The organism is Ruegeria sp. YTSC003 (genome assembly GCF_059609785.1).
In genome coordinates, this window is record NZ_JBXWMK010000002.1 from 21719 (window position 1) to 36113 (window position 14395).

11 protein-coding genes and 1 tRNA gene are annotated in these 14395 nt (G+C 57.9%); 6 read left to right on the forward strand and 6 right to left on the reverse strand.

What is annotated here, in order from left to right; all coding sequences use genetic code 11:
• Positions 1–189: 189 nt before the first annotated feature.
• Positions 190–1737 carry a divergent polysaccharide deacetylase family protein gene (locus AC2FFH_RS03845; protein WP_496764692.1) on the forward strand — a complete coding sequence of 516 codons (1548 nt, stop codon included), beginning with the start codon at positions 190–192 and terminating at the stop codon, positions 1735–1737.
• 45 nt (positions 1738–1782) lie between these two features.
• Here the strand turns inward: AC2FFH_RS03845 and trpE are convergent, their stop codons facing one another.
• From trpE to fabI, 5 genes are all read right to left on the reverse strand, one after another.
• The gene (gene trpE, locus AC2FFH_RS03850) at positions 1783–3294 is read right to left on the reverse strand and encodes an anthranilate synthase component I (protein WP_496738509.1); all 1512 of its coding nucleotides are present in this window, start codon (positions 3292–3294) and stop codon (positions 1783–1785) included.
• A 12-nt stretch (positions 3295–3306) separates the two neighbouring features.
• Entirely contained in the window at positions 3307–5148 is a 1842-nt protein-coding gene (locus tag AC2FFH_RS03855) for a peptidyl-prolyl cis-trans isomerase (RefSeq protein WP_282168234.1), read from the reverse strand.
• 84 nt (positions 5149–5232) lie between these two features.
• On the reverse strand, positions 5233–6408 hold the full coding sequence (locus AC2FFH_RS03860; RefSeq protein ID WP_496843786.1) for an aminotransferase: 1176 nt from the start codon (positions 6406–6408) through the stop codon (positions 5233–5235).
• 57 nt (positions 6409–6465) lie between these two features.
• Positions 6466–6975: a xanthine phosphoribosyltransferase gene (gene gpt / locus AC2FFH_RS03865; RefSeq protein ID WP_113790194.1), complete on the reverse strand. Its 510-nt coding sequence runs from the start codon at positions 6973–6975 to the stop codon at positions 6466–6468.
• Positions 6976–6979: 4 nt separating this feature from the next.
• Positions 6980–7786: an enoyl-ACP reductase FabI gene (fabI, locus tag AC2FFH_RS03870; RefSeq protein ID WP_496764700.1), complete on the reverse strand. Its 807-nt coding sequence runs from the start codon at positions 7784–7786 to the stop codon at positions 6980–6982.
• Positions 7787–7921: 135 nt separating this feature from the next.
• Between fabI and pdxH the strand changes: the two genes are divergently transcribed.
• From pdxH to AC2FFH_RS03890, 4 genes are all read left to right on the forward strand, one after another.
• Positions 7922–8527, forward strand: a complete 606-nt coding sequence (gene pdxH, locus AC2FFH_RS03875; RefSeq protein WP_496843787.1) for a pyridoxamine 5'-phosphate oxidase — start codon at positions 7922–7924, stop codon at positions 8525–8527.
• Positions 8528–8669: 142 nt separating this feature from the next.
• Positions 8670–9176, forward strand: a complete 507-nt coding sequence (locus AC2FFH_RS03880) for a cold-shock protein (protein WP_369934646.1) — start codon at positions 8670–8672, stop codon at positions 9174–9176.
• A 7-nt stretch (positions 9177–9183) separates the two neighbouring features.
• Positions 9184–9651: a DUF192 domain-containing protein gene (locus AC2FFH_RS03885; RefSeq protein ID WP_496727157.1), complete on the forward strand. Its 468-nt coding sequence runs from the start codon at positions 9184–9186 to the stop codon at positions 9649–9651.
• 43 nt (positions 9652–9694) lie between these two features.
• Positions 9695–9771, forward strand: a tRNA-Pro gene (locus AC2FFH_RS03890).
• Positions 9772–9781: 10 nt separating this feature from the next.
• Here AC2FFH_RS03890 and AC2FFH_RS03895 read toward each other — a convergent pair.
• Positions 9782–10216, reverse strand: a complete 435-nt coding sequence (locus AC2FFH_RS03895) for a hypothetical protein (RefSeq protein ID WP_496727156.1) — start codon at positions 10214–10216, stop codon at positions 9782–9784.
• 534 nt (positions 10217–10750) lie between these two features.
• On the opposite strand from AC2FFH_RS03895, the gene AC2FFH_RS03900 reads away from it, so the two are divergent.
• Positions 10751–14371 carry a vitamin B12-dependent ribonucleotide reductase gene (locus AC2FFH_RS03900; RefSeq protein ID WP_496843788.1) on the forward strand — a complete coding sequence of 1207 codons (3621 nt, stop codon included), beginning with the start codon at positions 10751–10753 and terminating at the stop codon, positions 14369–14371.
• Positions 14372–14395 lie beyond the last annotated feature (24 nt).

The following is a 14395-nucleotide window of genomic DNA, read 5'->3' on the forward strand; positions in this document are numbered from 1 at the left end:
ACTTGTCTCGGCTTGGGCATTTCGGACTGGCGATACAGCCCCTGGCCACGGTATAATGTCGGGACATACATGCTCAGGCTTGCGGGGCAGCGTCAAGAGGACATCCTGTTCAGGGCGCAATCGCAGGCCAAAGGCGCGGTAAACGGCGTTGAGGCGATCGAAGCAGGATGAAGGCGAGAGGCAGTTAAGATGGGCGGATTTCTAGGCGGGATGATCGCAGGGGCGGTCGTTGTTGGTCTGCTTGGTGCGGTACTATCCCTGAATACCCCGTTGACCCGAAAACCGGTTGTGAACGCCGAGGCGCCCGAGCCTGCACCGGCGGCGGCCCCCGAGGTCAGCACCGAAGCGGCCGAGACGGTGGCAGATGCCGATCTGGTGACCGCGCCGCCGGTGGCATCCGATGCTTCCAGGGATCAAACGGACAATCTTGCCGGACTGGCGGACGTGGAGACTGTGCCAGACTCTGAGCCGACGATCAGTGAGGCTGTCACGCAGGTCGAAGGGGTCGAAATACCTGACACGGCTGAGGTAACCATATCAAACGAGGCACCGGTTGTGCCGCAGTCGCCTGCGCAATTGCAGCCATTGCCCAGTACCGAAGGTGAGCCGATCATCTCGGAAACCGCGCCCGAGCCGCCGGTTGCACTCAAGGAAGAAGAAACCATCGTTGAGGTTGAGCCGCAGCCTGCGCCGGAGGTTCTGGAAATACTGCCCGAGCCGGAAGTAGAACAGGTGCAGCCCGAAGTTGCTGAGACCCAGCCTGAAGTCGCAGAGGCATTGCCGGCAATCATCGAAACAGAAAATGAACCCGAGCCGAAGCCCGAACCCACGGCAATCGAACCGCAGACGCCTGAGGTCGATCCACTTGAGAACAACCCGATTGCCGTAGAAGGGGAAGAAGACCTGCAGCTTAAGAAGCTGCCCCGGATCGCGGCGGTCCCGCAGATCGGCGGTGAAGAAACGGATACCGACGGTTTGACCGTTGGCAAACGAGTCGTCCCGCTGACTGAACGCGATGACGCGCCGGTCTCCGAAGATGAGCAACCCGCGATACTTCTGCCCGGTAAGCCAATTGATGCCTATGCCGCCAAGTTCGAAAACCCCGAAGCCAAACCGCTAATGTCGATCATTCTGATTGATGATGAAGGGGCCTTTGGAGCCGAGGCGTTGAAGGATTTCCCGTATCCGCTCAGCTTTGCTGTCAGCCCGTCTGACCCTGATGCGGCCGAAAAAATGGCCCGCCATCGCGCAGCGGGTTTCGAGGTTCTGGCCCTTGCCGATTTGCCCAAGGCGGCCAGCGCACAAGATGCTGAGGTTTCGATGGCTGTGTGGCTGGACACTCTGCCGGAAACCGTTGGTATTCTGGAAGGCGTGGGAACTGGAATTCAGGGTAATCGCAAACTGGCCGATCAGGTGGCTGCAATTGCCGGTGATACCGGGCGCGGGCTTATCACCCAGGACAATGGCCTGAACACCGTCCAGAAACTGGCCGCTCGCAATGGCATCCCTTCCGGGGTCATCTTTCGCGACATCGACGGTGCCCGTCAGGACCCAACGATCATGCGACGTTTCTTGGATCAGGCGGCGTTCCGGGCTGGTCAGCAGGGAACTGTCGTCATGTTGGGACGGCTGCGCCCGGACACGATCTCGGCCCTGTTGCTATGGGGACTGGAAGATCGCGGTGGCCGCGTGGCCATGGCCCCGATTTCAGCGGTCATGACGCAAGAAGCTCAGTAAGGCTGATAATGAAAAACGGCTGACCATGAGGTCAGCCGCTATTCTTTAAGAGTTGCCAGAGCCAGTAAACCGGGCCGCGTCTGCAGCCGCACGCCGAATGGCGTTCGATTTGTGAACGGTTTCCATGAATTCGGCCTCGGGGTCGCTGTCATAGACCACGCCTCCGCCTGCCTGAATATAGAGCTTCTGGTCTTTCACGATGGCCGTACGCAGGGCGATACACATATCCATGTCGCCGCCAGCACTGAAATACCCCACACCACCGCCATAAACGCCGCGCTTTTCGGGCTCGAGCTCGTCAATGATCTCCATAGCGCGAACCTTTGGCGCGCCTGAAACGGTGCCCGCAGGCATTCCCGCAAAGAAGGCATCCAGCGCGTCTTTGTCCTCGGCCAACTCACCAACCACGTTGGATACGATGTGCATCACGTGGCTGTAGCGTTCGATGATGAACTCTTCGGTAGGGCGCACAGTGCCGATCTTTGCCACGCGCCCGGTGTCGTTACGGCCCAGATCCAGCAGCATCAGATGTTCTGCCAACTCTTTCTTGTCGGCCAGCAGATCAACCTCGTTGGCCTTGTCCTCTTCGGGGGTCGCGCCGCGTGGCCGAGTGCCGGCGATGGGGCGGATCGTGACCTCATCTCCGAAAACGCGGACCAGAATCTCGGGGCTGGCGCCCACGACCTGAAAGCCGCCAAAGTTGAAATAGAACATGAAGGGCGACGGGTTCGTGCGCCGAAGCGAACGATAGAGCGCGAAGGGAGGTTGCGGAAAGTCCTGAGTCCAGCGCTGTGCCGGAACAACCTGAAAGATGTCGCCCGCGCGGATGTATTCCTTGGCCTTTTCGACCGCTTCTAAATAGCCGGATTTGGTGAAATTCGACACCGGTGCCGCGACCTCGGACGCATCGCCAAGATCGCGCGTCTCGGCGGGCATGGCGCGTTCCAGATCGCGCACCGCGTCCATGACACGTTCTGCGGCCTGTGCATAAGCAGCCTTGGCCGATTGCCCCTCGCTAACCCATGCAGGCGACACAACCGTGACCTCGCCCTTGACGCCGTCCAGTACCGCGATGACCGAGGGTCTGAGCATGATGGCATCAGGCAGGCCAAGCGGATCGGGGTTCACATCGGGCAGGTATTCCACCAGCCGCACCATGTCATAGCCGAGATAGCCAAACAGCCCGGCTGCGGCTTGGGGTAGGTCGTCCGGCAGGTCGATCTTACTTTCCGCCAGCAGCGCCCGCAGGTTATCCATCGGGTTGCCCGTTTCGGGCGAGAACGCGTCAGGGTCGAACCGGGCCGAACGGTTCAGCGCAGACGTCTCGCCTTGGCACCGCCAGATCAGGTCCGGCTTCATCCCGATGATCGAATAGCGGCCACGAACCTCACCACCGGTAACCGATTCCAACATGAACGCGTCTTTCTGCGCGCCTGTCAGCTTGAGCATCAAGGAAACCGGCGTGTCCAGATCAGCGGCTAAGCGTGTGTAGACAACCTGATTCTCGCCTGCCTCATAGGCGCGGGCGAAGCTGTCAAAGTCGGGGGTCAGCGCCATATTCAGTCTCTTTTAATAGCTCGCCTGAACAGCATTCAGGGCCTGCTGATCTACGACGGGACGGGCACGGACCTGTGCATCGCGGACAAACGCATCAAAGATGTTTTGTGCCAAAGCCTGATCCAGCTGCGCGGTAAGGGCCGCTTGGACCTGACGCAGCTCATCTGTTTCGGCAGGTGGCAACAGTTCATCCAGACGCACGATAAACGCGGTTCCGGCACCGGGAATGACGCGCAGGTCACCTTGCTCCATTTCAAAGACCTGAGTCATGAAGTCTGCAGGTACATCTTCCAAAAAGGCCGTGCGGGTCAGGGCGTTTTCGACGCGGAACGGCAATCCGGTAGCCGTAAACTCACCATCGGTCTGCACCTGCTCCAGAACAGCATTTGCCTGTTCTTCCAACGCCTTGTTGGTTTCGGCCTGGGTCCAGGCGGCAACAACGCGGTCACGCGCAGAATCAATCGGTTCCGGCCGGGGTTCAAGAACCTCATTCAGACGCAGGGCAAAGATCGAGCCATCTTCAAGAAACGCGACCTCGGGAAAGTCGCCATCCTGCACGGCTTCGGCTGCGCTGCGGAACCCGTCATAGGCGGCGACGCCTTCACCGGTTTGCGCGCTCCAGTCGATTTGGCCCAACTCCATTTCGGTCTCGGACGCCAGTTCTTCCAAAGTCGCGCCACCGGCCAGCAGGTCATTGATATCCTCGGCCTGCGCCTCAATCTGGCGGCGGGCACGATCGGCTGCCAATTCCTCGCGCAGGGCAGGGGCGGCATCTTCAAACGACGTGTTGTTTTCGGCAAGCGAGCCATTGATGCGGAACAGCGCCGGTCCGAAGGTGGAAGGCAGCGGGCCGATAACAGCGTCCAGATCGGCAGCAAAGACACCATCGGCTGCTTCGCCCAGATCCTCGCGGGTGACGTCGCCAAGGTCGATATCGCTGAGCTCAAGTTGGCGATCCCGAACCAGTTGTTCGAAGGTTGCACCGCCGACCTCTAGCTGAGCCATGGCAGTTTGTGCTGCTTCTTGATCCGGAAAGGTCAGGCGTTCAACTAGGCGACGCTCGGGCTGTTGGAATTCAGCTGCGCGCTGTTCGTACAAACGCTTTACCGAATCCTCGTCGACTTCCACGTCGTCGAGCAGCATTTCGGGTGACAGGATCGCATACGTCAGCTTTTTGGTGCGCGGCAGGGCGAACAGCTCGGTGTTCTCATCATAAAACGTTTGGACCTGCTCGTCGGTCGGGGCGGCAACAGGTGCGGGCAGGGCGTCAGGCGCCAAAGTTGCGACGGTAAAGCTGCGGCGGGCACCAACGTAGTCGGTCAACACCTGCGTGAGGGTTTCGGGCATCTTCACACCGCTAACCACGGCACTCTGCACGATTGTGCGGGATGTTTCCTTGCGCAGGTCCGATTCGAACTCGGTGTCTGACATGCCGACCTGTTCCAGTTGGAACTGATACGCGTCGCGGTCAAATGTGCCGTTGACGCCCTGAAAAGCCGGAATCGCAACAATTTCTTCCTGCAGGTTCTCATCGCCGATCGAGATGCCCAGCATACCGACCTCATTGTCCAGCGCTGCTAAAGCCGTCAGGCGCGACAAGGCAAGACGATCCAGACCAAACTCAATGGCCTGCGACATTTGCAAAGGCTGGCCTGTCTGTTGTTCAACCGCGCGAATTTCGCGCTGCAGCTCGCGGACATAGTCATCAACCGAGATATCCTCATTCCCGACCTGGGCCACCGAACGCACGGTGCCAGAGAGGCTGGTTGCGCCAAACCCTGCAAGTCCGAGCATCAAAAGGCCCATGAGAATCCAGACAAAGGTCTTTGATAACTTTTTTACGCCTGCGGCCATTGTGCCCTCTTCGTGCTTTTGTCGGCAGGTAACTGCCCTGTCGGTTGCGGCCCTGAATACGACGCGCACCGTCGGGGAGCAAGCTCAGAAGGACAGAGCAGCCAGCCGTTCGAACAATTGCCCCAATCCGGCGCGGTCCAGATTGGCAAATGCGATACGAACCTGACGTTTTCCGGCCGCATCATTTTCGGGCATGAACATTGTGCCGGGCAGCAGCAGGATACCGGCCTCGGGGACCAGTCGTTGGGCCAGTTCGTCCGATGGGATATCGAACGGGTGTTCGAAATAGGCGAAATAAGCGCCCAGACCCAGCAGCCGCCAACCCTTGTCCGTCAGGCTTGGCAACAGCTCGGCAATTGCGGCGCGGCGGTCGAGGATCTCATCCCGTTCTCCTGCCAGCCATTGCGACAGGTTCTGCATTCCCCAAAGGGCTGCGTGCTGGCCGATCTGGCTTGGGCAGATGGCGACTGTGTCCAAAAACTTTTCAATCTCGGATAGCAGGTCAGTGCCGGTCGCAATCGCGCCGACACGGTGGCCGGTCAGCCTGTATGCTTTGGAAAAGGAATAGAGGTGGATCAGGGTTTGATCCCAGTCAGGCTGGGCGAACAGGTCATGCGGTGGGCCGCTGCGGCTGTCGAAGTCCCGATATGTTTCGTCCACGATCAGCCGGATGCCGACCTCCTGCGCAAGATCAAAGAATGCGCGCACCAAAGGGGCAGGGTATTCCACTCCGCCGGGATTGTTCGGGGTCACCAGAACGATGGCGCGGGTTTTGTCGGTGATCAGAGCACAGGCTGCGTCCGGATCGGGCAGCAGGGCGTCATCGGTTGGCAGATCCACCGTCCGAACCCCGGCCATGTCCAGCCACATCTTGTGATTAAAGTACCAGGGCGTCGGAACAATCACCTCGGCATCCTGATCGGTGATCGCTGTGATCGCAGCCGCAAATGCCTGATTGCAGCCCGAGGTGATTGCCACCTGATCGCTGGACACCTGCGCGTCATAGTGTGACCCGATCTGAAAGGCGAGTTCAGTTCGCAGGGCTGGATTGCCCAGAACCGGCCCGTAAAGATGGGCGCTGTCTTCGGTCACGGCAAAGCTGGCAATCGCTTCGCGCAGCGCCAGCGGCGGTGGATCGACTGGGGCCGCTTGGCTGACGTTGATCAGGGGACGGTCATCCGGAAACTCCACCCCGTCCAACCAGCGCCGCGCCTCCATGACCGGAGGAGCAAATGTCGCGGTGGTGCGGGACTGGGTCATGACGGGCCTGTCCTTTGTAAGGCTTTGCCTCACTCTTTGTGGGTTGAGAGGGTCCTTTTAGTCGGTCCCGCGGTAGGGCTCGACATATTGCAGGGCCATATCCCACGGGAAAAAGATCCAGGTGTCCTGGCTGACCTCGGTGATGAACGTGTCGACCATCGGTCGCCCCTTGGGTTTGGCGTAAACCGTCGCGAAATGCGCCTTGGGGTACATTGCGCGCACCAGTTCCAGCGTTTTGCCGCTGTCGACCAGATCGTCGATGATCAGAATACCTTCGCCGTCGCCCATCAGCTGGGCATCGGGGGCTTTCAACACCTCGGCTTCGCCTTGGTCCTGATGGTGGTACGAGCGCACGCTGACTGTGTCGACGGTGCGAATGTCCAGCTCGCGGCTGACGATCATCGCAGGTGCCATACCACCACGGGTGATGGCCACAACTGCGCGCCATGCGCCGTCATCCGGGCCTTGCCCGTCCAAACGCCAGGCCAAGGCGCGGGAATCACGGTGAATCTGATCCCAGCTGATGTGAAACCCTTTTTCGTGGGGCAGGCGATCCTTGGCGCTCATGTCTTTATCCCTTTTCGACGTCAGGTGCGTCGACGGCTTTCATGCCGACAATGTGATAACCCGAATCCACATGCAGGTTTTCACCGGTCACGCCGCTGCTGAGGTCAGACAGAAGATACAGAGCTGATTTGCCGACATCGTCGATGGTCACGTTGCGACGCAGGGGCGAGTTATACTCGTTCCATTTCATAATATAGCGGAAGTCGCCGATACCGCTGGCGGCCAGCGTCTTGATCGGACCGGCCGAGATCGAATTCACGCGGATACCGTCCTTGCCCAGATCCTCGGCCAGGTATTTGACCGAAGCCTCAAGCGCGGCTTTGGCGACACCCATCACGTTATAGTGCGGCATCACCTGCTCAGCACCATAATAGGTCAGAGTAATTGCGCTGCCGCCCTCGGACATCATCTTCTCGGCCCGTTGCATCACGGCGGTGAAGGAATAGACCGACACGTCCATGGTCAGTTTGAAGTTCGCACGCGACGTGTCGACGTAGCGGCCCCGCAGTTCGTTCTTGTCCGAAAAACCGATGGCGTGAACAACAAAGTCCAGCTTGCCCCATTTCGCTTCCAAAGATGTGAAGAGCGCATCAATCGATTCTTCGTCACTGACGTCGCAGGGCAGAACAATTTCGCTGCCAAGCTGTGCCGCCAGTGGATCAACGCGTTTCTTAAGTGCGTCGCCTTGATATGAAAAAGCCAGCTCCGCTCCGGATTCGGACAAAGCACGGGCTATTCCCCATGCGATTGATTTATCATTGGCCAGTCCCATGATGAGGCCGCGTTTGCCGGCCATCAACTGATTTGACATGTTTGGTTCTCCGCCTGTCTTCGCGTTATGTTGGGATGGTTTATGCCATTGGGTGCGCTGCATCAAGGCCGCGCGCTCTTGCCCGTGGCGGGTTCTCGCCCTAGGGTGGACTTTATTAGTTTCCAGGGGATGGGAATGAGCGAACGTAGCGGCATATTTGCCGGCACCGATCCGTTTGAAATAGCGGGGCGGTGGCTGGCTGAGGCCAAAGAGAATGAACCGAACGATCCGGATGCGATCGCTTTGGCGACCGTCGATTCGAACGGCATGCCGAATGTTCGCATGGTTCTTCTGAAAGAGATCGAACCGGCAGCTTTTGTGTTCTACACCAACTACGAAAGTGCCAAGGCGGCCGAGTTAGACAGCGCCGGAAAAGCTGCTTTTGTGATGCATTGGAAATCTCTGCGGCGGCAAATCCGAGTTCGTGGTACAATAACCAGAGAAAGCGGGCCGCAGGCAGATGAGTATTATGCGTCCCGCTCGCTAAAAAGCCGATTGGGGGCCTGGGCGTCCAAGCAGTCTCAGCCTCTCAGCAGTCGCTCGGTTCTGATGGCCGAGGTGGCCAAGGTAACAGCCAAGTTGGGCCCGAACCCGCCACGCCCGCCGTTCTGGGGCGGCTATCGGCTGGTGCCAACCGAAATCGAATTCTGGGCCGATGGGGCCTTTCGGTTGCACGACAGGTTCCGATGGCAGCGGGATCAAGTGGGTTCCGACTGGCAGATACAGAGGTTGAATCCATGACGTTCGCGTATCGTGAAATGCAAGAGGCCGAAAACAAAAGGTTTTTTCAGCTTGAATTTGCGCGCCATTCCCATACACATCGGACCCTTAACGAAATGACAATTTTCGCGATGGGAACGCCGTGCCAGAAGATCTGAACAACATGTACCGCGTCCGTGGACACGTGAAATGGTTCGACCCTGCAAAGGGATTCGGATTTGTTGTGTCTGATGAGGGCGGTCCGGATATTTTGTTGCACGTCAATGTGTTGCGCAATTTCGGCCAAAGTTCGGTCGCGGATGGTGCGGGCATAGAAATCATGACCCATCGCACGGACCGTGGTGTTCAGGCGGTTGAGGTCATCAGTGTCGATCCGCCCGCCCGGACGGACACGATGATGCTGGCTGATTTTGCCGAGCTTGATCCTGTTGAGATCGCCGCTGCCCCGCTAGAGGCCGCGCGAGTCAAATGGTTCGACAAAGGCAAAGGCTTTGGGTTTGCCAATGTTTTTGGCCGCGGTGAAGACGTGTTCCTGCATATCGAAGTGCTGCGCCGCTCCGGCCTGTCGGATCTGCAGCCGGGCGAGGCCCTCGCGATGCGTGTCATTAGTGGCAAGCGTGGACGTATGGCGGCTCAGGTATTGGCCTGGGAAGCTGCTTTGGACGACTGAGTGATTCATGCCAAAGTTTCTTCCGGGTCTATTAGCGATTTTGTTGCTTTGGTCCGGAATGACCTGGGCTGCGTGCAAGCCTGATCAGATCGACATCAAGAACGACTCGGCGCAGATCCGATTCAATATCGAATTGGCGATTAGCCCGCAGGATCGGTCGCGTGGACTGATGTTCCGCGAGTCGCTGCCAAACCGTTCGGGCATGCTGTTCGTTTTTGACCCGCCGCAACCGGTGGTGTTCTGGATGAAGAACACACTGATTCCCTTGGACATCATTTTCATCGATAGGGCTGGGACCGTGACGCATGTTCATCAAGGTGCGATTCCCGGTGATCTGACACCAATCGAAGGTGGCGATTCCGTCTTTGCGGTTCTCGAAATCAACGCGGGACTCGCCGCGCGCTACTCAATTAAGCCCGGAACCGTCATGCGGCACGAAATTTTTTCGCAAGGTCCTGCAATTTGGTCCTGTTAGGGCTTTTCAAATCAGATTGGCATGGTTAGGAAGGCGCACGGTTCGGGGCGTGGCGCAGTCTGGTAGCGCACCTGTTTTGGGTACAGGGGGTCGTAGGTTCGAATCCTGCCGCCCCGACCACTTCTTCCACTTATGTTGGCGATCCACCCAACGCTTGGTAAAGCGCGCCAAGCGCCTTATCCAGCGTTTCGCTTTCCACTGGTACTTTGACCGACGGGCCGCTTTTGCGTGGGACGTTGAAATACAGCTCGGCATCGACACGGTAGCCCGAGTTGTTCTTGGTCGTTGTCAGCCGCATCACGCTTTTGGGCAGGTCCTGAGGGTATCCGTCATAGTTGAGAATCAGAAACGCGGTTGTGTCCGGGGGCAGAAACTCGGTGCATTCAAATACCCGATTCCCGGTTTTTTCAAAGCGCTCGCCCGGGCCGTCGCAACTGATCTCGAACGTGTCGAACAGTTTTTTGGGGTAGCTGTCGAATTGAGCGCTGCGCGCCGGTGGGGGCACATCTTGTGGTGTACAGGCCACGATCAGGGCCAGAATCGGAATTAAACGTAACAACGACATCTGTCCGCTCCCCTTTGAGTGATCGCGCCCGGCGGTTTACCCAGCGCCGCGGTTCAAAATGACCGCTTCGTGATTCTCATTCAACGTAGACACCTTAGCGTTAGATTATCAAATTCCGATAACTGTGCCGGGAAACACAGTTAATTTACCCGCAGGTTTTGGGAATCGACGTGCGCACGTGGTGGATGAACCTGTGGAGGAATCAGAACAGGGTGTCCCGAAGCAAGTTGTCAGAAATGGGTCAACACAAAAGATATCAAAAATGACTTAAAAATGGCGTTGACGATCTATGGGTCGATACGTCAAGTTGTATGGGCCGGAAGGGATGCCACAAAATCTGGTACCAAAACCAGTATAAGGCACAGGGCGAGGGTCGGAAAGCACATCATAGTAACGTGCAACCGTTTGATCGGTTTTGCGCTGCGGAATGCAGCGGCTGGTCAATTGCGCCCAATTTTATACGGCATGGCGATCGGTCCGCGTCTGAGGACCTGACGCTGAAAGACAAGTTGATTGAATCTAGGGCGTGCGGACATGAAGATTGACAGGAAATTTACGAAACCGGGGCAGGACGCTTATGCGGAACTGGACTTTGTCTCAGCAACGTCTGAGATCCGAAACCCGGATGGCACCATCGTTTTTCGCCTGGACAACATCGAAGTGCCCACGCGCTGGAGCCAGGTTGCCAGCGACGTCATTGCGCAAAAGTATTTCCGCAAAGCAGGCGTCCCGTCCAAGCTGAAGAAAGTTAAGGAAAAAGACGTCCCCGAATTCCTGTGGCGTTCGGTCCCCGCCGATGGCGCAGAATTTGATGGCGAGACGTCTTCGAAGCAGGTTTTTGACCGCCTTGCAGGAGCCTGGGCTTATTGGGGCTGGAAAGGTGGCTATTTCTCGACCGAGGAAGATGCGCGCGCTTACTTTGACGAGATGCGTTATATGCTGGCGACACAGCGCGCCGCGCCGAACAGCCCGCAGTGGTTCAACACCGGTCTGCACTGGGCTTACGGAATCGACGGTCCTGCGCAGGGTCACCACTATGTCGACTACAAAACCGGCAAGCTGACCAAGTCGAAATCCGCTTACGAACATCCGCAGCCGCACGCATGCTTCATCCAGTCCGTTGATGATGATCTAGTGAACGAAGGCGGCATCATGGATCTATGGGTGCGCGAGGCGCGCCTGTTTAAATACGGCTCGGGTACCGGGACCAATTTCAGCCACTTGCGCGCAGAAGGCGAAGCACTGTCAGGTGGCGGCAAGTCCTCGGGCCTCATGGGCTTTCTCAAGATCGGCGACCGCGCCGCTGGCGCGATCAAATCAGGCGGGACAACCCGTCGAGCAGCAAAGATGGTAATCGTCGATGCCGATCACCCGGACATCGAGAAATTCATCGAATGGAAGGTGATCGAAGAGCAGAAGGTGGCCTCGATCGTTGCCGGATCGAAGATGCACGAGAAGATGCTGAACGGCATTTTCGAGGCCATCCGCTCATGGGATGGTGCGCAGGACGATGCGTATGATCCCAACAAGAATGACAGCTTGAAGAAAGCGGTTCGCGAGGCCAAAAAGGTTGCGATCCCCGAGACTTATATCAAGCGCGTGCTTGATTATGCAAAGCAGGGCCACGACAGCATCGAGTTCCCGACCTACGATACGGATTGGGATTCGGAAGCCTACAGCTCGGTCTCGGGCCAGAACTCGAACAACTCGATCCGTGTGACCAACGCATTCCTGACCGCAGTTGAAAAAGATGCGGATTGGGAACTGATCAACCGGACGGATGGCAAGGTTTCCAAGACCGTCAAGGCGCGCTATCTGTGGGAGAAAGTCGGCCATGCGGCATGGGCCTGTGCTGATCCGGGTATCCAGTTCCATGACACCGTTAATGAATGGCACACTTGCCCCGAAGACGGGGCAATCCGCGGCTCGAACCCTTGCTCGGAATACATGTTCCTCGATGACACGGCCTGTAACCTGGCGTCGATGAACCTGCTGACCTTCCTCAAGGATGGTGAGTTCCAGGCGGAAGACTACATGCACGCCTCGCGCCTGTGGACCCTGACGCTGGAAATCTCAGTCACGATGGCGCAGTTCCCATCCAAAGAAATCGCGCAACTGTCCTATGATTTCCGCACCTTGGGTCTGGGCTATGCCAACATCGGCGGTCTGCTGATGAACATGGGTTACAGCTACGACTCGGATGAGGGTCGGGCGATCTGTGGCGCACTGACCGCGATCATGACCGGTGTGGCCTATGCCACCTCGGCCGAGATTGCCGGAGAGCTTGGACCCTTCAAGGGCTATGAGCGCAACGCAGACAACATGCTGCGCGTCATCCGCAACCACCGCCGTGCCTCGCAAGGTGTGACCGATGGGTATGAGAAACTGGCCGTGAAGCCGGTGCCTCTGGACCATGGCAACTGCCCGGACAAGCGTCTGGTCGATCTGGCGATGTCGGCTTGGGACGAGGCGCTGAGCCTTGGCGAGAAAAACGGCTATCGTAACGCGCAAGCCACGGTAATCGCGCCCACCGGCACCATTGGTCTGGTGATGGATTGCGACACGACCGGGATCGAGCCCGACTTTGCTCTGGTGAAGTTCAAAAAGCTCGCGGGTGGCGGTTACTTTAAGATCATCAACCGCTCGGTGCCGTCGGCGCTGGAAAAGCAGGGCTATTCCTCGTCTCAGATTGAAGAGATCGTGGGTTACGCGGTTGGTCACGGCACCATCGGCAACGCGCCGGGGATTAACCACACCTCGCTGACGGGTCACGGGTTTGGCCCAAATGAGCTGGCCAAGGTGGATGCCGCACTGGAAAGCGCCTTTGATATCCGGTTCGTCTTCAACCAGTGGACACTGGGCGAGGATTTCTGCACCGGCGTTCTGGGCATCCCGGCGACCAAGCTAAATGATCCGACCTTCGATCTGCTGCGCCATCTGGGCTTTACCAAGGCGGATATCGACGCGGCCAACGACCATGTCTGCGGAACCATGACGCTGGAAGGCGCGCCGCACTTGAAGGAAGAGCATTATTCGATCTTCGACTGCGCCAACCCGTGCGGCAAGAAAGGTAAGCGTTTCCTTGGGGTTGATAGCCACATCACCATGATGGCCGCGGCCCAAAGCTTCATCTCGGGTGCGATCAGCAAAACGATCAACATGCCGAATGACGCAACCATCGAGGATTGCCAGAAGGCTTATGAGCTCAGCTGGTCGCTCGGTGTGAAGGCCAATGCACTGTATCGTGACGGTTCGAAACTGTCGCAGCCGCTGGCAGCCGCACTGGTCGAGGATGACGACGAGGCGGCAGAGGTGCTGGAGAGCGGCACGGCCCATGAAAAAGCCGTCGTTCTCGCCGAAAAGGTTATTGAGAAGGTCGTCGTCAAGGAAATCATCCGCAGCCATCGTGAGAAACTGCCGCATCGCCGCAAGGGTTACACCCAGAAAGCGATCGTCGGTGGCCACAAGGTCTATCTGCGGACAGGTGAGTTCGAAGACGGCAAGCTGGGCGAAATCTTCATCGACATGCATAAGGAGGGCGCTGGCTTCCGGGCGATGATGAACAACTTTGCCATAGCAGTGTCGGTTGGCCTGCAATACGGTGTGCCGCTGGAAGAATTCGTCGACGCCTTTACCTTCACCAAGTTTGAACCGGCGGGAATGGTGCAGGGCAACGACTCGATCAAGAACGCGACCTCGATCCTGGATTACATCTTCCGCGAATTGGCCGTGTCCTATCTGGATCGCACCGATCTGGCCCATGTGAAACCCGAAGGTGCCACATTTGATGATCTGGGCCGCGGCGAGGAAGATGGTCTGTCCAACGTATCTGAGATCAGCGACAGCGCCGCGTCCAAGTCCTTGGAGGTGTTGAAACAAATCAGCTCGACCGGTTATCTGCGCAAGCGTCTGCCGCAGGATCTGGTGGTGTTCAACGGCGGCCAACCCGAAGTGAACGGCATGGCAGAACCGGCAGCGCAATTTGAAGCTCCGGTTGCGGAAACTGCCGTTGCCACGGGCATGGACGCACGGACCAAGGCCAAGATGCAAGGGTACGAGGGCGATCCTTGCGGCGAATGCGGAAACTACACGCTGGTGCGCAATGGCACCTGCATGAAGTGCAATACCTGCGGGGCGACCAGCGGGTGTAGCTAAGGAAAACGCCCCGTCAGGCGGGGT

Excerpts from the sequence above, each read along its gene's own strand:
- AC2FFH_RS03880 (WP_369934646.1), top strand. The coding sequence starts at position 8,670 with ATGTACCGCGTCCGTGGACACGTGAAATGGTTCGACCCTGCAAAGGGA.
- AC2FFH_RS03860 (WP_496843786.1), bottom strand. The coding sequence starts at position 6,408 with ATGACCCAGTCCCGCACCACCGCGACATTTGCTCCTCCGGTCATGGAG.
- AC2FFH_RS03855 (WP_282168234.1), bottom strand. The coding sequence starts at position 5,148 with ATGGCCGCAGGCGTAAAAAAGTTATCAAAGACCTTTGTCTGGATTCTC.
- AC2FFH_RS03900 (WP_496843788.1), top strand. The coding sequence starts at position 10,751 with ATGAAGATTGACAGGAAATTTACGAAACCGGGGCAGGACGCTTATGCG.
- trpE (WP_496738509.1), bottom strand. The coding sequence starts at position 3,294 with ATGGCGCTGACCCCCGACTTTGACAGCTTCGCCCGCGCCTATGAGGCA.
- gpt (WP_113790194.1), bottom strand. The coding sequence starts at position 6,975 with ATGAGCGCCAAGGATCGCCTGCCCCACGAAAAAGGGTTTCACATCAGC.
- AC2FFH_RS03885 (WP_496727157.1), top strand. The coding sequence starts at position 9,184 with ATGCCAAAGTTTCTTCCGGGTCTATTAGCGATTTTGTTGCTTTGGTCC.
- AC2FFH_RS03845 (WP_496764692.1), top strand. The coding sequence starts at position 190 with ATGGGCGGATTTCTAGGCGGGATGATCGCAGGGGCGGTCGTTGTTGGT.
- AC2FFH_RS03895 (WP_496727156.1), bottom strand. The coding sequence starts at position 10,216 with ATGTCGTTGTTACGTTTAATTCCGATTCTGGCCCTGATCGTGGCCTGT.
- pdxH (WP_496843787.1), top strand. The coding sequence starts at position 7,922 with ATGAGCGAACGTAGCGGCATATTTGCCGGCACCGATCCGTTTGAAATA.
- fabI (WP_496764700.1), bottom strand. The coding sequence starts at position 7,786 with ATGTCAAATCAGTTGATGGCCGGCAAACGCGGCCTCATCATGGGACTG.